This window comes from Proteus sp. PR00208 (assembly GCF_016238545.1).
Classification (GTDB): Bacteria; Pseudomonadota; Gammaproteobacteria; order Enterobacterales; family Enterobacteriaceae; genus Proteus.
The window spans coordinates 60,566-80,469 of the sequence record NZ_JAEHQE010000004.1 but is presented as its reverse complement, the minus strand read 5'-3'; the positions used below and the strand labels follow the sequence as shown (position 1 = coordinate 80,469).

20 protein-coding genes are annotated in these 19,904 nt (G+C 39.6%); 2 read left to right on the top strand and 18 right to left on the bottom strand.

Translation table 11 applies throughout. The features are described 5' to 3' along the window. Window positions 1-40: 40 nt before the first annotated feature. The 9 genes from rbsR to xseB all read right to left on the bottom strand — a co-directional run bounded on the left by rbsR (window position 41) and on the right by xseB (window position 9,363). Complete coding sequence (rbsR, locus tag JEP36_RS04780) at window positions 41-1,048, bottom strand: ribose operon transcriptional repressor RbsR (protein WP_198629919.1); 1,008 nt, start codon at window positions 1,046-1,048, stop codon at window positions 41-43. A gap of 4 nt (window positions 1,049-1,052) precedes the next feature. Further along, a complete protein-coding gene (gene rbsK, locus JEP36_RS04775; protein ID WP_198629918.1) occupies window positions 1,053-1,979 on the bottom strand; it encodes a ribokinase in 927 nt (308 codons plus the stop codon). Window positions 1,980-2,057: 78 nt separating this feature from the next. Next, window positions 2,058-2,948, bottom strand: a complete 891-nt coding sequence (gene rbsB / locus JEP36_RS04770) for a ribose ABC transporter substrate-binding protein RbsB (protein ID WP_109371738.1) — start codon at window positions 2,946-2,948, stop codon at window positions 2,058-2,060. A 42-nt stretch (window positions 2,949-2,990) separates the two neighbouring features. Beyond that, window positions 2,991-3,956 (bottom strand): ribose ABC transporter permease, encoded by a 966-nt coding sequence (gene rbsC, locus JEP36_RS04765; protein ID WP_069368591.1) that lies wholly within the window; start codon window positions 3,954-3,956, stop codon window positions 2,991-2,993. A gap of 1 nt (window position 3,957) precedes the next feature. Then, window positions 3,958-5,466, bottom strand: coding sequence for a ribose ABC transporter ATP-binding protein RbsA (rbsA, locus tag JEP36_RS04760; protein ID WP_196532311.1), 1,509 nt, complete (start codon window positions 5,464-5,466; stop codon window positions 3,958-3,960). 7 nt (window positions 5,467-5,473) lie between these two features. After that, window positions 5,474-5,893, bottom strand: coding sequence for a D-ribose pyranase (gene rbsD, locus JEP36_RS04755; RefSeq protein WP_198619348.1), 420 nt, complete (start codon window positions 5,891-5,893; stop codon window positions 5,474-5,476). 350 nt (window positions 5,894-6,243) lie between these two features. Beyond that, entirely contained in the window at window positions 6,244-8,109 is a 1,866-nt protein-coding gene (dxs, locus tag JEP36_RS04750; protein ID WP_198619349.1) for a 1-deoxy-D-xylulose-5-phosphate synthase, read from the bottom strand. Between the two features lie 66 nt (window positions 8,110-8,175). Continuing rightward, a complete protein-coding gene (gene ispA, locus JEP36_RS04745; RefSeq protein WP_198619350.1) occupies window positions 8,176-9,099 on the bottom strand; it encodes a (2E,6E)-farnesyl diphosphate synthase in 924 nt (307 codons plus the stop codon). Then, window positions 9,100-9,363: an exodeoxyribonuclease VII small subunit gene (gene xseB / locus JEP36_RS04740; protein WP_023580876.1), complete on the bottom strand. Its 264-nt coding sequence runs from the start codon at window positions 9,361-9,363 to the stop codon at window positions 9,100-9,102. Window positions 9,364-9,564: 201 nt separating this feature from the next. On the opposite strand from xseB, the gene thiI reads away from it, so the two are divergent. Beyond that, window positions 9,565-11,016: a tRNA uracil 4-sulfurtransferase ThiI gene (thiI, locus tag JEP36_RS04735; RefSeq protein WP_109371728.1), complete on the top strand. Its 1,452-nt coding sequence runs from the start codon at window positions 9,565-9,567 to the stop codon at window positions 11,014-11,016. A gap of 73 nt (window positions 11,017-11,089) precedes the next feature. Here thiI and JEP36_RS04730 read toward each other — a convergent pair whose 3' ends face one another. From JEP36_RS04730 to panE, 4 genes are all read right to left on the bottom strand, one after another. Then, a complete protein-coding gene (locus JEP36_RS04730) occupies window positions 11,090-11,470 on the bottom strand; it encodes a type II toxin-antitoxin system YafO family toxin (RefSeq protein ID WP_196573478.1) in 381 nt (126 codons plus the stop codon). Between the two features lie 6 nt (window positions 11,471-11,476). Then, on the bottom strand, window positions 11,477-12,058 hold the full coding sequence (locus tag JEP36_RS04725; protein WP_198629917.1) for a hypothetical protein: 582 nt from the start codon (window positions 12,056-12,058) through the stop codon (window positions 11,477-11,479). Window positions 12,059-12,239: 181 nt separating this feature from the next. Then, a complete protein-coding gene (yajL, locus tag JEP36_RS04720; RefSeq protein ID WP_160229993.1) occupies window positions 12,240-12,857 on the bottom strand; it encodes a protein deglycase YajL in 618 nt (205 codons plus the stop codon). Continuing rightward, window positions 12,826-13,746: a 2-dehydropantoate 2-reductase gene (panE, locus tag JEP36_RS04715; RefSeq protein WP_198619351.1), complete on the bottom strand. Its 921-nt coding sequence runs from the start codon at window positions 13,744-13,746 to the stop codon at window positions 12,826-12,828. The genes yajL and panE overlap by 32 nt, the downstream gene beginning before the upstream one ends. 225 nt (window positions 13,747-13,971) lie before the next feature. Here panE and JEP36_RS04710 point away from each other — a divergent pair, with 225 nt between their 5' ends. After that, window positions 13,972-14,463, top strand: coding sequence for a YajQ family cyclic di-GMP-binding protein (locus JEP36_RS04710; protein WP_109371718.1), 492 nt, complete (start codon window positions 13,972-13,974; stop codon window positions 14,461-14,463). Window positions 14,464-14,534: 71 nt separating this feature from the next. Here JEP36_RS04710 and JEP36_RS04705 read toward each other — a convergent pair whose 3' ends face one another. The 5 genes from JEP36_RS04705 to cyoB form a co-directional block, all read right to left on the bottom strand. Continuing rightward, window positions 14,535-15,905 (bottom strand): MFS transporter, encoded by a 1,371-nt coding sequence (locus JEP36_RS04705; protein WP_198626007.1) that lies wholly within the window; start codon window positions 15,903-15,905, stop codon window positions 14,535-14,537. Between the two features lie 174 nt (window positions 15,906-16,079). Then, window positions 16,080-16,964 carry a heme o synthase gene (cyoE, locus tag JEP36_RS04700; RefSeq protein WP_100159245.1) on the bottom strand — a complete coding sequence of 295 codons (885 nt, stop codon included), beginning with the start codon at window positions 16,962-16,964 and terminating at the stop codon, window positions 16,080-16,082. A gap of 11 nt (window positions 16,965-16,975) precedes the next feature. After that, window positions 16,976-17,308 (bottom strand): cytochrome o ubiquinol oxidase subunit IV, encoded by a 333-nt coding sequence (locus tag JEP36_RS04695; protein ID WP_198629916.1) that lies wholly within the window; start codon window positions 17,306-17,308, stop codon window positions 16,976-16,978. Continuing rightward, window positions 17,308-17,919: a cytochrome o ubiquinol oxidase subunit III gene (locus JEP36_RS04690; RefSeq protein WP_036932890.1), complete on the bottom strand. Its 612-nt coding sequence runs from the start codon at window positions 17,917-17,919 to the stop codon at window positions 17,308-17,310. The genes JEP36_RS04695 and JEP36_RS04690 overlap by 1 nt, the downstream gene beginning before the upstream one ends. Next, on the bottom strand, window positions 17,919-19,901 hold the full coding sequence (gene cyoB / locus JEP36_RS04685) for a cytochrome o ubiquinol oxidase subunit I (protein WP_198619353.1): 1,983 nt from the start codon (window positions 19,899-19,901) through the stop codon (window positions 17,919-17,921). Before cyoB ends, JEP36_RS04690 begins: the two co-directional genes overlap by 1 nt. Between the last annotated feature and the right edge of the window lie 3 nt (window positions 19,902-19,904).

Below are 19,904 nucleotides of genomic sequence, written 5' to 3'. Positions count from 1 at the left end.
AAAGAGAGCATCAGTAATAATAGTGCTAACTTTCTTGTTGTTATTTTATGAAATCTATCACCGAGCCACGCTCTATAAGTTTGGGTGTAAGCACCAGAACATTATCATCGGCATCAATGTTTTCCATACGATGCAATAATTGGCTGACAGCGAGTTTTCCCAATTCATCTTTAGGTTGGTGAATAGTCGAAAGCGGTGGGATCATATAAGAGGCTAGGTCGATATCGTCATAACCCATGACGGAAATATCATCAGGTACACGCAAACCTTTTTGGTAAATGGCTTGATAAGCGCCAACAGCCATCGCGTCATTACAGGTAAAAACAGCTTGTGGTAAGACAGAAAGTGAGAGTAATTTTTGCATTGCGCTAAATCCACCTGCAAATTCAAAATCACTGGTTAACACAAACTCGTTTCGAATAGCTAATCCTGCTTTTTGCATCGCATTATAATAACCTTGCAAACGATGTTTTGCTGGAAGCTTATCTTGTGGGCCTGCGATACATGCAATTTCAGTAAAGCCTTTTTCAATCAGATAATTGGTTGCGATTTCTCCCCCGAGCAGAGAGTTATCTTGAATAATATCTCCCCCATATTCAAACGGGGACCAATCCATCATCACCATCGGTAAACGAGGATAACGGTTTAGCACTTCATGAGAGGGCGCTCTGGCTTCCGTTGACATCAATAATAAGCCATCAACACGTTTTTGCAGCAAGGTTTCAAGGCTGCTATCCATGCGCTCGTAATCCCCTTCGGTGTTACACAAAATAAGGCTATAGCCTTTTTCATAACAACTGCGTTCAACACCGCGCACAACTTCTGCATAGAACGGGTTACTACTGGCTGTGACTAACATACCGATAGTGTGAGTACGGTTCATTTTTAAACTACGCGCTAAAGCAGAAGGCGCGTAATTTAAGGTTTCGATAGCGTCGTTAACCTTTTTACGAATACCTTCGCTAACATAACGGTTGTTATTGATAACGTGAGAAACAGTTGATGTCGAAACGCCCGCCAAACGGGCGACATCTTTCATTGTTGCCAAAGTACTATGCTCGCTCTGCTAAAAATGATTCGATTTCATGACGCCAAGGAACTGAAGATTGCGCACCATGACGTGTAACTGCAATTGCAGCTGCTGCGTGAGCAAAACGGATAGCCTCAACGGAAGGTTTCCCTTCTAATATTGCAGTGACAAATGCACCGTTAAATGTATCACCTGCGGCAATGGTATCAACTGCTTCGACACGAAAACCGGGAATTATCATGCCTTTTCCTTGTTCACTAAACCATACGCCACGGCTACCCAAAGTGATAAGCACTTGTTTGATACCTTTACGATGTAAGATTTCAGCAGCTTTTGCTGCACCCGCTTCATCATGCACAGAAACGCCTGTTAATATTTCGGCTTCCGTCTCATTTGGAGTGATAACATCAATAAAACTCAGAAATTCATCAGATAAAGGCACTGCTGGAGCAGGATTTAAAATAACTTTCGTGTGATGTGACTTTGCCAGTTTTGCTGCTTCAAAGACTGTCTCTAATGGTGATTCTAATTGCATCAGTAAGGCATCAGCATGCTCAACAACATGATGATATTGCTGAAAATGTGTTGGCGTTAGTGCGCCATTCGCACCTGCAACGATGCTAATTACGTTTTCACCTTGTTCATTAACAAGGATCATCGCGACACCTGTTGGTATCTGCGGAATAATACTAATTGCATCAATATGAATATTATCTGTTTTCAGTTGAGCTATGATTTCACTACCAATTGCATCATCACCGACACAAGCAATAAAGGTAATATCGGCGCCACTACGACCGCAAGCGACAGCTTGATTTGCACCTTTACCACCAAAGGCTACTTTGTATTGATGACCAATAATGGTTTCACCAGGTTTTGGAAATTGTGAAATATTCATAATGTGGTCAACATTGATGCTACCTAGAACAGCAAGGCGAGGTGTCGTCATAGCCTTTATCCTTGTGAAAACGTGTTTTAATGATTAAAGCCACCACGGAGCAATATCACTCCGTGGTATTTGTTGTTGTTATTTTTTTATAACTAACTCAAGCTCGACAGGGATTGTTGCATCCACTTTCTCGCCTTTGAGAATTTTATCTGCAGTTTGAATGCCGATAATACCAATTTGATCTGGGCGTTGAGCAATGGTTGCACCTAACATGCCACGGTTTACCGCTTTGATCCCATCATCTGTACCATCGAAACCAATCACTAATACATCGGTACGACCAGCAGTTTGTAATGCACGTAATGCACCTAATGCCATTTCATCATTTTGTGCAAAAACAGCTTGAACAGCAGGATACGCAGTTAACAGATTTTGCATCACGTTGAGACCTTTGGTGCGGTCAAAATCAGCGGGTTGGCTTGCAAGTACATTCAGTTTATGGGCATCAACAGCTTGTTTAAAACCTTCACCACGTTCACGAGATGCAGATGTTCCTGTGATCCCTTCTAGTTGAATGACTTTGGCGTCATTAGCGACTTTTTCAGCAATATAATCACCTGCCATTTTACCGCCAAGGCGATTATCTGAAGCAACGTGGCTGACGACTTCACCTTTGTTTGCAACACGATCTAAGGTGATAACTGGGATTTTAGCTTTATTGGCTAAAATAACTGCATTCCCCACAGCATCTGAATCTGTCGGATTAATAAGCATTAAACGTGTGCCTTTTACGGTGAGATCTTGCACGTTAGCAAGCTCTTTCGCTGGGTTGTCCATAGAATCTAGAACAACAAGGTCGTAACCTAATCTATTTGCCTCTTTCTGTGCACTGTCTTTCATTGTGACAAAGAAAGGGTTGTTTAGTGTTGAGATAACAAGCGCGATTGATTCTTTTGCCAATGCGTTAGCGCTGATTGTGGCGCTTAATGCAACAACAGAAAGAAGAGTTGCCATTTTTTTGAGTTTCATAATATAAGTTCCTGTCGGGGTTCGGATTAAGAGAATAGAGAGTTATTTTTTGTTATCTACCAAAACAGCAAGTAAGATGACCACCGCTTTTACTATCATTTGATAGTTTGATGATATTCCTAATAAATTCAGTGCATTATTTAAGAATCCTAGAATAAGTGCACCAATTAATGTACCGATAATACGACCTTTACCGCCTGCAAGACTGGTACCACCGAGAACAACGGCAGCAATCGCATCTAGCTCATAACCATTACCTGCCATTGGTTGTGCTGATGAAAGTCGAGCAACTTCAATGACACTCGCAAGGGCGGCTAATAAACCACATAATGAATAAACGATGATTTTGATTTTATCGACGCTAATACCCGATAAGCGAGTGGCAGATTCATTACCCCCTAGTGCATAGATATAGCGACCTAAACGGGTGTGATGTAATAAATACCATGCACTTAAGAAGACAATCATCATGAGCCAAATTGGCGTTGGAATGCCAAATGGGCGACCAATACCAAACCAACTAAACAGATCGGCATTATCACTAAATCCGGTATTAATAGGGCTACCGTCGGTATAGACGCGAGTAACACCGCGCAGTAATAACATCATGACTAACGTAGCAATAAAGGCTTGAACTTTACCTTTAGCAACAATAATTCCTGTTACACCACCAATAGCGGCACCTAATGCCAATGCGCCAACAACAGCAACAAGCGCATTAACATCCGCACCCACCATAGAAGCGGCAACGGCACCTGTTAATGCAAGCAATGAACCAACAGATAAATCGATACCAGATGTTAAAATAACTAGCGTCATTCCAACCGCCATAATGGCGTTAACCGATGTTTGTTGGAGAATGTTGAAAATATTGTTTAAGGTAAAAAAATTAGGGCTGAGTGTGGAAACCACAACAATCAGAAGTAGCAATGCAATCAGCGATTTTTGCTCTAATAGCCAAGCTTTTGAGAACCAACGTTTTGACGCTGGAATTGAATTCGTGCTCATATCAAACTCCTACTTTAGCGTCATATTGTTTACCAACAGCCGCTGCCATTAGCATTTCTTGTGTGACATTGTGAGCGGAAAACTCACCACTAATACGACCTTCATGCATAACCAGAATACGGTCACTCATTCCCATTACCTCAGGCATTTCAGAAGAAATTAAAATGATGCTTAATCCTTCTTGTTTAAATTTATTAATTAACTGATAAATTTCTTTTTTAGCGCCCACATCAACGCCACGAGTGGGTTCATCAAGAATAAGCACTTTAGGGCGAGTCATTAGGCCTCTTGCGATAGCCACTTTTTGTTGATTTCCCCCAGATAAAAAGCCAATCGTTTGATCCATTGAAGGGGTTTTTATATTGAATAATTTAATAAAATCACCGACAGTGAGTTGCTCTTCTTTATGATTAAGCACACCCATACCGCGGCTAAAATAGCGAAGGGCTGTCAGAGACATATTTTCTTTTACCGACATGCCAAGGACTAAACCATCACGCTTTCTATCTTCAGAAATGTAAACAATGCCTTGTTCCAATCCTTCAACCGGCTTTTTGATTTGGCAGGGTTTACCATCTAATTCAACAGTGCCATTGGTTTTAGGTAATGCGCCGTAGATAATTTTCATTAACTCAGTACGACCCGCGCCCATTAATCCAGAAATGCCCAGAATTTCGCTTTCATGTAATGAGAAACTGACATCATGAACATCTTCGCCACTGAGGTTAATGACGTTAAGTTTGGTTTTTCCTTGAGGGATATTAATACGAGGGTATTGGTCTTCTAACTTACGACCCACCATCATTTCAATCAGAGTGTCTTCTTTTAATGAGGCGACAGGTTTTTCACCAATAAACTGGCCGTCTCGCAGTACAGTCACGTCATCACAAATCTCAAAGATCTCTTTTAGACGATGTGAGATATAAACAATGCCACAACCTTGATCTCTTAGTTCACGAATAACGCTAAATAGAGATTCGGTTTCAGTATCGGTTAACGCATCTGTTGGCTCATCCATGATGATGACTTTTGAGCCAAAGCTAAGAACCTTGGCGATTTCTACCATTTGCTGATCACCAATCGATAATTCAGACACTAAACGATGACTACTGTAAGCAAGGTTTAATCGGGCTAATAACTTATCAGCCTCTGCATACATTTTCTTCCAATCGATAGCGCCAAAAGCACGAGTAAACTCACGACCTAAGAAGATATTTTCTGCGATGGTTAATTCTGGAATAAGGTTAAGCTCTTGGTGAATAATGCCTATTCCTGCTTCTTGGGAAGATTTGGGACCATTGAAAGCACAGCTTTCGCCTTGATAAATGACTTCACCTGCATCTTTTTTATAGATCCCAGTCAGCACTTTCATTAGTGTTGATTTGCCTGCCCCGTTTTCACCTACGAGTGCCATTACTCTACCGGGATAAATTCGAAGTGTGGCACCTGATAGTGCTTTTACACCAGGGAATGACTTATCAATATCTTTAAGTTCAAGTAAAGGTTCCATATTGCCCTCAAAAAGTCACACCAGAAAACAACACAATATTGGCATAAGGCGTACATTCACCGGTTCTAATAACAGCTTTATTTTCAGTAAGTTGCTTTTTGAATGCTTCATGTGAAACATACATTATTTGAATAGGTTTCTTCTGCTCTTGTTCTAATAAATTGAGATAAGAGAGGATTTCATTAAACAGAGAGGGATTGATGGTTTTAATTTCTTCCGCCAGCATCACCGCTTCGATTTGCATTTCATGGGTAACGGTTTGTAAGACTGACATAAAGTCAGGAATATCTTGAGTGAGAGCAAGATCAATTCGTTCAACAGAGGAGGGAATTGGTAATCCAGCATCTGCAATAGTGATTTTGTCAGTGTGTCCTAAACGTGAAATTACACTCGAAATAGGACTATTAAGTAATACACCTTTTTTCATGTTTCCTCCTCAGCGAAACGTTTCGCTGTCTACATAGTAGAAAAGAAAGGTGGGAAAACAAGTTTGATTTATTCATATTGTGAGCGTGATCGAAACGTTTCGTTGGCAAACAAAAAGAAAGAAAAATCTAACTGATTGAATAAATTAACGCTGAATGGATTCAAGAAGGAAAGAGGTTATTTTCAGTGAATTTCATAAAAATGTGATGATGGACAAGGTTGTAATAAGGGCGACAATATGGAGTGTGGAAATGTAAACCAGTATGATAAAAGTAGATAAATCACAGCCTAGAAATACATTAACCTCTCCTGTGGTTAATTAGGAGAGGTTTTTTAATCATTTTAATTCAATTAGTTAGCTTGATAAGCCTTAATTGATTTCTCAATACCTTCTGCATCTAATCCTAAGTCAGATCTGATCTCTTCTTGTCCACCTTGTGGTACAAACAGATCAGGTATACCTAAGTTTAGGACAGGTATTAAGCAACGTTCTTGCATGAGTAACTCGTTTACGCCACTGCCAGCACCACCCATAATGGCATTTTCTTCTAGCGTTACCAACATATCATGCTGTTCAGCCAGAGAAAGGATAAGTGATTTATCAAGAGGCTTGATAAAACGCATATCAGCCACAGTTGCATCAAGTTTTTCAGCAACTTCTAACGCTTCTGGTAGTAATGTACCAAAGTTTAAAATCGCAATACCTTTGCCTTGGCGACGAATAATACCTTTACCCATAGGTAGTGGACTAAGTGGTTGCAATTGTGCACCAACACTAGAGCCTCTTGGATAGCGTACGGCAACAGGACCATCTTGATAGTGATAACCTGTGTGAAGCATTTGGCGACACTCATTTTCATCACTTGGCGCCATAATGACCATATTAGGAATGCAGCGTAAGAATGAGAGGTCAAAAGCACCTTGGTGAGTTTGACCATCTGCTCCCACGATACCACCACGATCAATAGCAAATAAAACAGGCAGTTTTTGAATGGCAATGTCGTGGATCACTTGGTCGTAAGCGCGTTGTAAGAATGTTGAGTAGATAGCAACAATCGGCTTATAACCCCCAATTGCTAAACCTGCTGCAAAGGTAACGGCATGTTGTTCTGCGATCGCAACATCAAAGTATTGTGAAGGGTATTCCTTTGAGAAACGCACCATACCAGAGCCTTCACGCATAGCTGGGGTAATTGCCATGAGTTTTGGATCGGTTGAGGCTTCTTCACATAACCAGTCACCAAAAATTTTGGAAAATGTAGGTCGTGCATTAGGGCTTTTAGGTAATGTCCCAGTTTGAGGATCAAATTTAGGGACTGCGTGCCAGCTAATTGGATCACGCTCAGCAGGCGCATATCCACGACCTTTTTTAGTCATAATATGCAGAAGCTGAGGGCCTTTTAGATCACGCATGTTAGTTAATGTCTGTACTAATGCAATAACATCGTGGCCATCAACAGGACCGATATAGTTGAAGCCCAACTCTTCAAACATGGTGCCTGGGACAACCATGCCTTTGATATGTTCCTCTGTCTTTTTAAGTAATTCTTTAATGGGTGGAATACCTGAAAAGACTTTTTTTCCACCTTCACGCAAGGTGGTATACAGTTTGCCAGATAACAATTGCGCAAGGTGATTATTCAATGCACCAACGTTTTCTGAAATCGACATCTCATTGTCATTAAGTACAACGAGCATATCTGGTTCAATATCTCCTGCGTGATTCATTGCTTCAAAAGCCATACCCGCAGTAATTGCCCCATCACCGATCACACAAACTGTTTTTCTGTTCAGCTTTTCTTGTTCAGCGGCGACAGCCATACCTAAACCTGCACTGATAGAGGTTGAAGAGTGACCGACACAAAGTTTGTCGTATTCACTCTCTTCTCGCCAAGGGAAGGGGTGTAACCCATTCTTTTGACGGATAGTATCAATGCGGTCACGGCGACCCGTTAAGATCTTATGAGGATAGGCCTGATGACCAACATCCCAAATCAGGTTATCAAAAGGGGTTTTATAGACGTAATGAAGAGCAACCGTTAACTCAATAGCACCTAAACCTGAGGCGAAGTGACCACTTGAGCGGCTGACACTGTTAAGAAGAAATAGCCTTAGCTCATCACAGAGTTTAGGTAAACTCTCTTTTGGTAATAGGCGCAAATCTTCTGGTGTTTCAACCAACGCCAATGTGGGATATTTTTCGATATCAATGCTCATGTGATGCCTATTAATTAATCACTTGTAATAGGGAAAGAACAGGTAAGCTGCTCTCTTTATTTTTTATTAGTTTTTCCGTTCGACGATAAAACTCGCTAATTGTTTAAGCGTGGTTGTATCGTACTCGTATTGCTCAAGAAACGCTAAGGCATCCAGTGCTTCGTTATACAATTCCTGTGCTTTCTTTTGAGCTTGCTCTAATCCAAGGAGGGCTGGATACGTGCTTTTTCCTGACTCTTGGTCGCTACCTTGACGTTTCCCAGTTTCTTCCGTACTGCCAATGACATCTAAAATGTCATCTTGTACTTGAAATGCAAGGCCAATAGAGTGGGCATATTTATCTAGTGCGGGTAATACATCATGGCCTTTTGAGCCAGCACTAAATGCGCCTAAGCGAACAGCTGCACGAATTAATGCACCTGTTTTGTGTAAATGGATTTTTTCAAGAGATGCGAGGTCAATCGATTTATCTTCGGCTTCAAGATCAAGTGCCTGACCGCCACACATACCTGCAAGCCCGCTGGCTGTTGCTAATTCAGAAATCATTGCAACACGATCAGCCATTGCAACATCAGGCATTGGATTTTTTGCTAAGATCTCAAAGGCGAGTGTTTGTAATGCATCACCCGCTAAAATTGCGTTGGCTTCGCCAAATTCAATATGACATGTAGGCTTACCACGACGTAAATCATCATCATCCATCGCAGGCAAATCATCATGAATGAGAGAATAAGCGTGAATACATTCCACTGCGGCGGCTGGTGCATCAAGGTTAAGTGCGGGGACTTTAAACATTTCACCCACTGCATAAACAAGGAAAGGACGTAAGCGCTTTCCACCTAAAAGAGCACCATAATGCATGGCTTTACCTAGAGGCATGTCAGTGAATGGTAAAGCGGATAGCGCTTGGTTTAATGCATGATCAACACGCTGGTGGGCGGAATCTAATTTCTGACGGAACGCATCCGTACTTGAAGTTGCGTTACTCAATTATTCTGCCTCTTGGATAAAATCATCAGGAGTTGCATTATCGTCTTCTTTTAGAAGAATACGAACACGCTGTTCAGCGTCTTGTAATGTTTTTTGTCCAACACGGGCTAGACGAACGCCATGTTCAAACTCATTAAGCGCTTCTTCTAAAGGGAGTTCACCGGATTCTAAACGGTTTACGATTTGCTCAAGTTCTTGCATAGATGCTTCGAAACTTGGTGCTTGTGCGATGTCTTCGTTAATTGGTGTCGTTTTCTTAGCCATAATATTTTTGATAATAAAGCATGTTAGCGCTGAATAATAGCGATCATCTTACTACAAGTGAGAAGAAAATTTCTTATTCAGTCGATGATTTTTGCGGGTGAGCCCTAAATATTGGTGATATACTTTGTGACTTTTATAAACTCCAGTCAATTAACATCACTGTAGTTTATGTTTCTACTTAATAACCTATGACCATTGACTATGAAGTTTATTATTAAATTATTCCCCGAAATTACGATCAAAAGCCAATCTGTTCGTATACGTTTTATCAAAATTCTCACTAGCAATATTCGTAATGTACTTAATACATTAGGTGATGAAATCACAGTTGTCCGCAATTGGGATAACATTGTTGTTGTGAGTAAAGATGAAAGCAAAAGTGAAGCGGTATGTGATGCATTAACACGTATTCCTGGTATTCATCACTTTTTACAAGTAGAAGAGCATCCGTATACTGATTTACACAATATTTTTGAGCAAACTTTTGCGGCATTTAAGCATTTAGTTGAAAACAAAACATTTTGTGTTCGTGCCAAACGTCGTGGTAAGCACAGTTTTACTTCAAATGAAGTTGAGCGTTATGTTGGTGGTGGTTTTAACCAACACGTTGAAAGCGCAAAAGTGAAATTAACGCGTCCAGATGTCACCATCAATTTAGAAATTGAAGATGACAAACTTATTTTAGTGAATGCGCGCTATGAAGGTATTGGAGGTTTTCCAATTGGTACACAGGAAGATGTTTTATCACTGATCTCTGGTGGTTATGATTCAGGTGTATCAAGCTATATGTTAATGCGTCGTGGTAGCCGAGTTCACTATTGTTTCTTTAACTTAGGTGGTTCTGCCCACGAAATTGGCGTTAAACAAGTTGCTCATTATTTATGGAACCGTTTTGGCCGTTCACATAAAGTGCATTTCGTTGCTGTTGATTTTGAACCTGTTGTCGCAGAAATCTTAGAAAAAGTCGATGATGGTCAAATGGGTGTTGTATTAAAACGTATGATGGTACGTGCCGCATCCCGTGTTGCAGAACGCTATGGTGTCCAAGCGATTGTAACGGGTGAAGCATTAGGCCAAGTTTCTAGCCAAACTTTAACTAACTTACGTTTAATTGATAATGCGACTGATACGTTAATTTTACGCCCTCTTATCACGCATGATAAAGAGAACATTATCAATATCGCCCGCCAAATTGGTACAGAAGATTTTGCTCGTACAATGCCAGAATTTTGTGGTGTTATTTCAAAAAGCCCAACAGTGAAAGCAGTAAAAGCGAAGATCGAAGCGGAAGAAGAGAAGTTTGATTTTTCTATTCTTGATAACGTTGTTGAAAACGCCAAGAATATGGATATTCGTCGTATTGCAGAAGAAACCGTACAGCAAGTTACTGAAGTTGAAATGGTATCTGAATTTGGTGCTAACGATGTTATTTTGGATATCCGCTCACCTGAAGAGCAAGAAACTTCGCCATTAAAGATAGACGGTGTTGATGTTAAAGAGTTACCTTTCTATAAATTAAGCACCCAGTTTGGTGATTTAGATAAAGCCAAAACTTATTTGCTTTATTGTGATCGCGGAATGATGAGCCGCTTACAAGCGCTGTATTTGCGTGAGCAAGGTTTTGAAAACGTTAAAGTATATCGTAAAAAATAATACGCTAACGATTTGATCTTACGAATAAAAAAGCCACTGAAAAGTGGCTTTTGGGGTTACTGATAATAGCTTATTAGAAATTATTTTGAAATTCTTCTGCTCTTTTCTCTAATACAGCCAGAAATGATGTTTTTGCTATCTCATGAGCATTGGGCGACATAATAGCAATAATTTGATATCTGTTTGGGTAAAGCCAATGTTGACAGTAAACTAAGTAATGATTTGATTTTCTTTGTATTTGAGGTATCTTTTTATTCCATCCTGGTTCAAGTGGCATTCTAATATGTATTTTAGAAATAAGAGATTGACATAACTTGGCATTATTTTCCCAGCGACCATTGGCACCTAAATAATTAGATAATATATTGTCTTCTTTCCAAAGTTTTAATAAGTGAGCATATTCATTGGCGATAGTTTTATATTCAATATCAGGATGTATTGATATTTGAGTCATAAAATATCAATTACTATGAAATTTAGGTATATCAAGCCCTAATTTTATATGCTCAGATTGTATTAATCTCTGCATCTCAGCATTAGTTACATTGGGTTTTTTATTTGTTGTTTTTAATGGCTGATGAGTTTGTTCTATAAATAAAACAATCTCAGTTAATACACTTCTATACATTGCTAAAGAGCGACCAAATAAAAGAATACTTTCTTTTTTTAAGATATCGTTATTTAAACACGATGCAAGGAGATTTTTTATATCAACTAAAGAGGTATCTATATCTTTTATATTTTTATTTATTTGTTCATAAATGTGTTGGCTAATAAATAAATTTTCATGGTTTTCCCATTCTTTTTTTAATCTAGTTAAGTCACTATTGAGTAACTCAGCTAAAGTGCTCATTTTTTCAGTAGCATCATCAATCGGAATAGCAACAAGTTGATTAGATACAGGAGATGCAAAAGAGTATTGAATATTGGGGATCAACGATGATTGTTTATGTCTAAAACTTTCAGCAGGAACAGTGGCTAATCCCATAGAAATTAAAGTAACAAGTTTAGGTAAGTTCTTGCGGTATTGAAGAGTTTTCATTTTGCCACATCCTTTAGAAGTTGGTTCTATTTTAACCTCTCAACACTTATTTTAAAATCTGATACGAAGAAATAACGACTGAAATAGGTCTTAAAAATTAATCCCCAACTAATAAATAATATACCTATTAATAAGATAAATGAATTAGGTGGGGATATTTTGTTATGAGTGTACAGTTTATCTATTTATCCCCAAACCCTGTAAATTCATCTTGATAATTATAAATACCGGGTGGTAATACAAGCTGTTTGGCAACATCTGCTGCAGCTTCTTTGCCTTTTAAGCGTTCGATAATTTTTAGTGCAAAATCGATAGATGTTGCTGGAGCTTGGCTGGTAATTAAGTTAACTCTTTCATCATAATAGACGCGATAATCAACCCATTTTTTCGATGAGATTTTATCTTTTAATGCAGGAAAACCCGTCATATTGCCGATGGGAAAAATATTATGAGATTCAAGGATCATTGCGGGTGCTGCACAAATCGCAGCAACAAGCTTATTCTCACTGTGCATGCGGCGTACTTTCTCAACGACTAAAGGGCTGTCTCTTAATGTTTCAGTACCTTGTAATCCACCGGGTAGAATAATAACGTCATAGTGGTGATCGACAACACGAACTAAGGGGGCATCTGCGACAAGTTTTATGCCTCGTGAACATGTAATTATAAGTTCATCAACATCATCTTCTGCACTTGCAAGCACGACATTAATACCTGCCCTTACCAGCAAATCTGCGGTAGTCACGACTTCAGTTTCTTCACTTCCATTAGCTAGGCAGATGAGCGCTGATATGGTCATAATTGCCTTCCTGTTGTTTAATAAATTGAAAAAGGTGGTTATTTTCTGGCAATACAAGCCCTTGTTCTGAAGCTCGGCGTAATAAATAACCCGTAATATAGTCAATTTCTGTATGGCGTTGATATTTCACATCTTGATACATAGAGGAATAGTTATTTGCCGTTTGTTCTATCGTATCAATAATATAGCCATGAAGATGGGCTTGAGATGTTGGTATAACGCCTTCACGTTCCATAACTTGATAAACTTCGTCACATACTTTTTGAATATGTTCAGGATAACGCAATAAATCCCCATTACGGCATTGATAATAAACAGTAAGAGGGTTGATAACACAATTAACAGCAAGTTTTAGCCAACTAATTGTATGAATATCATTGTGCCAAGCGACATCGGGTAAAGCATGATGCAAGGTTTCTGCTAAATAGCTATATTGTTGAGCTACATGGTTTAATGGACCTATATGTGTTATTCCTGTTGCGGTATGAATAACATCTTGTCCTTGTTGATAAGCACCATGAGTAATAATACCTTGTAAAATAGGTCTGATGACTGAGTGTTGTGTTGCTGTTAATTCATCGGCAGTACCCATACCATTATGAATTAATAAAATAGGACATTGTGCAGAAAGATAAGGCAATAGCGCATTAACCGCATCTGAAACTTGCCAAGATTTTAAGCAAACAATTAATAATTCACTCTGTTTTAACCATTCCAGTTGATTAGCGATAATGCGCTGATAAAAAGGCTCGCCATTAATATTATCAACACTCACGTCTAAAAAAGGCTGAGGTATTCTTAGCCAACCTTGTACTTCATGAGATTGACGTGTTAAAGCTGCAACCCAAAGTTTACCAATCGAACCACACCCTAAAACGGTAATTTTCATTGTGCCTCTTTTTGTAAATCGTAATAGCGTAAGGTGGCTACTGACGGTCATTAGACTATTTAGCTAAAATTATAACATTGATTATACTTCTCTGTTTAAAGTATGTTTGCGCTTTACTGTAAGAGGAAATTAAAGGGATAAATTTGTTATTGAATGTGCAATGCTTTTTTGCAACCCTAAAAGAAGCTATTATTCGGGTTGTATTTATTTATTGAGGAAGAAAGAATGCCATCTTTTGATATCGTATCTGAAGTTGACTTACATGAAGTGCGTAATGCGGTGGAAAACGCACAACGTGAACTGACTACTCGTTGGGATTTTCGTAACGTTGAAGCAAGCTTTGAATTAAACGAAAAATCAGAGTCAGTGAAAACGACCAGTGTATCTGAATTTCAGGTTCAACAATTATTAGATATTCTGCGTGAGAAAATGGCAAAAAGAGGGATTGATGGTGCGGTATTAAATATCCCTGAAGAGATGACTCACAGCGGAAAAATGTACAGCGTAGAAGCCACCTTAAAACAAGGTATTGATTCAGCATTAGCGAAGAAAATTGTTAAGCTGATTAAAGATAGTAAATTGAAAGTACAAGCCCAGATCCAAGGCGAGCAAGTGCGTGTTACAGGTAAATCCCGTGATGACTTACAAGCTGTGATGAAATTAGTAAGAGAAGGTGAATTAGGGCAACCTTTCCAATTTAACAACTTCCGTGACTAATTGTTTATCCATTGAGTCATAAAAAAATGCGCTGAAATAAACAGCGCATTTTTATTTGGATTTATTGATATTTAAACAGAAGACACTAAAGATTCTAATGTTGTTCTTGGTGTTTGTTTAGTATCAACCTTGATATAAGCACTCTGTTCATCCGCCATAATCATAACTTCATTAACACCTGGTTGTTGCTTAAATAATTGTTGTAGTTGCTGTTGTTGGCTTGAAGATAGATTTTCAGGTAATTCAACGCGTAAGCTACTGACATAAGAGGGTTGGCGTAATGTTAGGCTCATGAAAAACCAAATAATGCCAATCATTAAACAGCCTAAAAATACAATTTGTGCACTATAATGCTGGTAAAGCCATCCGCCTAAAATTCCGCCCAATGCCACACCTAAAAATTGGCTGGTGGAATAAATTCCCATAGCTGTACCTTTATAACCTGCTGGCGCTTCTTTACTGATTAATGAAGGAAGGAGGGCTTCCATAATATTAAAGCCAATAAAGAAGACCTGAATACCCGCAATAATTAACCACAAGCTAGAGCCTGAAATAATAAGAATTGCCTGAGCCACAATCAGTAAGAAAATACAGAATAAGAACACTTGTTTCATTTTTCGTTTCTTTTCTGCATAGATAATAAAAGGCAATACTGTAATAAAGGCGATAAGCATAGTGACAAGATAAACAATCCAATGTTTCTCTTTTGCTAAGCCAGCTTCACTCATGACAAGAGGAAGCGCAACAAAGGCTGCCATTAATAAAGTATGTAGAGAAAAAATACCGGTATTAAGCTTAAGAAGTTGTGCATCAAATAAGACTTTTTTGACACTGCCACGGACAAAACCAGATTCTCGATTAAGAATATGATGTTCACTGTTCGGTACAGTAAAAAGCGTAATAATAATGCCACCAAAGGCGAGTAGGGCAATGCCCCAAAAAAGACCTTGTAAGCCGAAAATATGCGTTAAAATAGGTCCTAAAACTAAGGCTAAAGCGAACGTTATCCCAAAGCTAATACCAATAAAGGCCATTGCTTTTGTTCTATTTTGTTCCCGCGTTAAATCAGACAATAAAGCCATTACTGCTGCTGAGATAGCTCCCGCTCCTTGTAATGCCCTACCAATAATAATGCCGTAGATATTGTCACTGAGAGCTGCAATCAAACTACCAATAATAAAAATAATTAAGCCGAAAACAATTATCGGTTTTCGGCCGAATTTATCAGAGAAAATACCAAAAGGAATTTGGAATACCGCTTGTGTTAATCCATAAATACCGATGGCTAATCCGATGAGTGATTCTGTTGCGTGTTGTAGTTGAAGCCCATAGGTGGTTAAAACTGGGAGTACCATAAACATGCCAAGCATGCGAAGAGAAAAAACAGTGCCTAGTCCCCATGTTGCTTTGCGCTCTAATGGGGTCATTTTATTATCATTCATGGATTACCTCGTATTACTGATATCCCCATTGTAATGGCATTTCTTAGTGAGGTTAATCAATAAATGGGATACAAAAAAGACAAAACTGTACTGATATTATGTGAAGTCATAAAAGAGATAAAAAAAATACCAGTCAGAAGGCTGACTGGTATTTGGGTTACTTTAGTAAATACATTATCTTAGATACGCAAGAACCGCTTCTGTTGAGCTTGTTGGATCAACAGACATCATTACGCTTAATGAAGTGATTGCGACAATAGAGAAAATAAATAATTTTCGTGCCCACACAATATCATTGGTTGCTTTGTAACCAGATAAAGCCATGCCTAACCACCAAATACTAACGGCTGAAGCTACAATCAGGTATTTATAACCCGCGTAACCGACTAATGTCAGCATTAAGGTTGCAATCATAAACGCCAGAATATAGAGAATGATATGACGTTTAGCTACTGAGATCCCTTTAATCACAGGTAATACAGGGATATTTGCAGCTTGGTAGTCTTTAAAACGGAAAATAGCAATGGCATAAGAGTGAGGCATTTGCCACAAACTAAAGATAAGTAATAGGATTGCCGCGCCTGCATCAAATTCACCGCTAACGGCACAATAACCGATAACAGGCGGTGCAGAGCCAGATAAGCTTCCAATCAGTGTGCCATAAACAGATTTACGCTTCATATAGAGGCTATAAACCCCAACATAAATAATAAAACCGAATACAGCGATAAACATTGCAAGTGGGTTGGCTGCTACATAGAGCAGCACAACACCTGCAATACCTAAAACTGAGGCATAAATCAGGCTAATTTGAGGGTCAATTAATCCTTTAACTAATGGACGATTCTTCGTTCTTTCCATGATACGGTCAATATCACGGTCAATGTAGTTGTTAAAAACACAACCAGAAGCAACGACCAGAGACACCCCAAGTAGAGTCGCGAAAAATAGGGAGTAATCAATCTCACCCTTAGAAGCGAGAAGAAAACCACCTATTACAGAAATTAAATTTCCGAAAATAATTCCTGGTTTGGTGACTTGTAGGTATTGCTTAATCATAGCGACAACTCTTAATCCATCATCATATTGATGTTCAGGTTGTACATAATCCACAACGAGCCTACGACAACAATGCCGATAATAAGCAGTGTGAACAGGAATGCGACGACGTTCCAGCGCTCTTCTGATGACGTATTCATATGCAAGAAGCAGACTAAGTGAACCACAATTTGCACAACTGCCATACCGACAACAGTCCATAGAATTGTTGCTGGTGTCGCTGTTCTTTCCATCACCATCCAAAATGGAATAATGGTGAGGATAACAGACAGAATAAAGCCGATCAGATAAGACTTCATGCTGCCGTGGCTTGCGCCTGAAGGAGAAGTATTTGGATGACTCATTACATCGCTCCCATCAGATAAACTACGGTGAACACACAGATCCAGACAACGTCAAGGAAGTGCCAGAACAGACTTAAACAGCTTAAACGAGTGCGGTTAACTTCAGTTAAACCACGGCGTGATACTTGGATCATCATAATAACAATCCAAATTAAACCCGCAGTTACGTGAAGACCGTGCGTTGAAACTAATGCAAAGAATGCAGATAAGAATGCACTGCGATCTGGGCCATAACCTTCTGCTATTAGCTCATGGAATTCGTAAACTTCCATGATGACGAAACCTAAGCCGAATAAGAAAGTCACAAATAACCATAGATTAACTTGGCTAACGCTACCTTTATTCATGCTCAGCATAGCGAAACCAAAAGTGATACTACTAAATAGCAGTAAGAAGGTTTCAACTAAAACAAACGGTAAGCTAAAAATCTCTTTACCTGAAGGACCATCCGCAATCCCGTTAACAAGCACCGCATAAGTGGCGAATAAGCTGGCAAACAGGATAAGGTCGCTCATTAGGTAGATCCAGAAGCCGAAAACTTTCGTCGCTCCTGCATCGTGGTGCCCATGATGCTCATGGGCGTTTGTGTTATTTACAGTTTGAGTAGACATTATTTCACACCTGCTTTTTTCAGTTCTTCATAATGCTTATTCTCGATAGCTTCAATTTCAGGTACTTGGACATAGTAATCCACATCTGTATCAAAGCTTTTCACGATCCAAGTGACAATCATGCCAGCGAAACCAACGATAGCTAACCACCAGATATGCCAGATCATGGCAAAACCAAGGACTAAGCTAAATGCTGAAATAATCACACCCGCGCCTGTATTTTTAGGCATATGGATAGGTTCGTATTTAGCAGGGCGCTGATAAGCTGTGCCTTTTTCTTTCTGATCCCACCACTCATCACGAGTTTGAACATTAGGTTCAACGGCAAAGTTATAGAACGGAGCAGGTGAAGAAATTGACCATTCCAGAGTACGTCCACCCCATGGATCACCCGTTAAATCACGGTTTTGATCACGGTCACGGATACTCACGTAGATTTGAACAACTTGGCAAGCGATACCGATAGCAATCAGTGCAGCACCACCAGCAGCAACAAGCAGCATTGGGTTAAATTCTGGATTGATATTTTGGCTTAAACGACGAGTCATACCCATAAAGCCAAGAATGTACAGTGGCATAAAGGCCATAAAGAAGCCGATAAACCAGAACCAGAATGCACGGATACCCCATTTTTCATTCAGAGTGAAACCAAATGCTTTAGGGAACCAGTAAGTCATACCAGCGAAACAACCAAATACTACACCACCAATAATGACGTTATGGAAGTGAGCGATTAAGAATAAGCTGTTATGTAAAACGAAGTTTGCACCCGGAACGGCTAACAGAACCCCAGTCATTCCTCCAACAGAGAAGGTGATAAGGAAACCGATAGTCCACAGCATTGGGCTTTTATATTCGATACGACCTTGATACATCGTAAACAGCCAGTTAAAGATTTTAACCCCTGTTGGTATAGCGATGATCATCGTGGCGATACCGAAGAAGGCATTGACGTTGGCGCCAGAGCCCATGGTAAAGAAGTGGTGTAACCAAACGATAAATGACAACACGGTAATAACGACAGTTGCACCAACTAAAGAGGTATAACCGAATAACCGTTTTTTAGAGAATGTTGCTGTAACTTCAGAGAACACACCAAATACTGGCAGAACGAGGATATAAACTTCTGGATGACCCCAAGCCCATACAAGGTTGATGTACATCATCATGTTACCGCCCATATCATTGGTAAAGAAGTGCGTACCAAGATAGCGGTCTAAAGTTAACAGCGTAATAGTGACTGTTAAAATTGGGAATGCAGCAATAATTAGGACGTTAGTACATAAAGCCGCCCAAGAGAATACGGGCATTTTCATCATGCTCATACCCGGTGCACGCATACGCAGGATAGTCGCGAAGAAGTTAACCCCCGTTAGAAGCGTACCAATACCGGATATCTGTAAACTCCATATCCAATAATCGACCCCGACTCCTGGGTTATACTCCAAGCCAGAAAGTGGTGGATAAGCTAACCAACCTGTTTGTGCGAATTCACCAATACCTAAAGAAAGGTTGATTAGTACCACACCAACTACAAAGAACCAGAAGCTCAGTGAGTTAAGGAAAGGGAAGGCCACATCACGAGCACCAATTTGCAAAGGTACAACAAGGTTCATCAGACCCACAACGAAAGGTGTTGCCATGAAGAAAATCATGATAACGCCGTGTGCGGTAAAAATCTGATCATAGTGATGAGGTGGTAAGAAACCCGCTTCACCTGCGGAGGCAAGCGCTTGTTGGCTTCTCATCATAATCGCATCGGCAAAGCCACGGAACATCATGACCATTGCAACAATGATATACATAATACCAATTTTTTTATGGTCAACGCTGGTTAACCATTCGCTCCATAACCATTTCCATTTGCGGAAATAAGTTAAAGCGCCAACAACAGCAAGTCCACCAAGAACAATACCGAGTAAAGTGACTACGATAATGGGTTCATGTAGCGGGACTGCATCGAGAGTTAATTTTCCGAACATGCC

What these genes read in the sequence shown, in the direction of transcription:
- rbsK (WP_198629918.1), bottom strand. Translation starts at nt 1,979, where the DNA reads ATGACGACACCTCGCCTTGCTGTTCTAGGTAGCATCAATGTTGACCAC.
- rbsB (WP_109371738.1), bottom strand. Translation starts at nt 2,948, where the DNA reads ATGAAACTCAAAAAAATGGCAACTCTTCTTTCTGTTGTTGCATTAAGC.
- rbsC (WP_069368591.1), bottom strand. Translation starts at nt 3,956, where the DNA reads ATGAGCACGAATTCAATTCCAGCGTCAAAACGTTGGTTCTCAAAAGCT.
- rbsA (WP_196532311.1), bottom strand. Translation starts at nt 5,466, where the DNA reads ATGGAACCTTTACTTGAACTTAAAGATATTGATAAGTCATTCCCTGGT.
- rbsD (WP_198619348.1), bottom strand. Translation starts at nt 5,893, where the DNA reads ATGAAAAAAGGTGTATTACTTAATAGTCCTATTTCGAGTGTAATTTCA.
- dxs (WP_198619349.1), bottom strand. Translation starts at nt 8,109, where the DNA reads ATGAGCATTGATATCGAAAAATATCCCACATTGGCGTTGGTTGAAACA.
- xseB (WP_023580876.1), bottom strand. Translation starts at nt 9,363, where the DNA reads ATGGCTAAGAAAACGACACCAATTAACGAAGACATCGCACAAGCACCA.
- thiI (WP_109371728.1), top strand. Translation starts at nt 9,565, where the DNA reads ATGAAGTTTATTATTAAATTATTCCCCGAAATTACGATCAAAAGCCAA.
- JEP36_RS04730 (WP_196573478.1), bottom strand. Translation starts at nt 11,470, where the DNA reads ATGACTCAAATATCAATACATCCTGATATTGAATATAAAACTATCGCC.
- JEP36_RS04725 (WP_198629917.1), bottom strand. Translation starts at nt 12,058, where the DNA reads ATGAAAACTCTTCAATACCGCAAGAACTTACCTAAACTTGTTACTTTA.
- yajL (WP_160229993.1), bottom strand. Translation starts at nt 12,857, where the DNA reads ATGACCATATCAGCGCTCATCTGCCTAGCTAATGGAAGTGAAGAAACT.
- panE (WP_198619351.1), bottom strand. Translation starts at nt 13,746, where the DNA reads ATGAAAATTACCGTTTTAGGGTGTGGTTCGATTGGTAAACTTTGGGTT.
- JEP36_RS04710 (WP_109371718.1), top strand. Translation starts at nt 13,972, where the DNA reads ATGCCATCTTTTGATATCGTATCTGAAGTTGACTTACATGAAGTGCGT.
- JEP36_RS04705 (WP_198626007.1), bottom strand. Translation starts at nt 15,905, where the DNA reads ATGAATGATAATAAAATGACCCCATTAGAGCGCAAAGCAACATGGGGA.
- cyoE (WP_100159245.1), bottom strand. Translation starts at nt 16,964, where the DNA reads ATGATTAAGCAATACCTACAAGTCACCAAACCAGGAATTATTTTCGGA.
- JEP36_RS04695 (WP_198629916.1), bottom strand. Translation starts at nt 17,308, where the DNA reads ATGAGTCATCCAAATACTTCTCCTTCAGGCGCAAGCCACGGCAGCATG.
- JEP36_RS04690 (WP_036932890.1), bottom strand. Translation starts at nt 17,919, where the DNA reads ATGTCTACTCAAACTGTAAATAACACAAACGCCCATGAGCATCATGGG.
- cyoB (WP_198619353.1), bottom strand. Translation starts at nt 19,901, where the DNA reads ATGTTCGGAAAATTAACTCTCGATGCAGTCCCGCTACATGAACCCATT.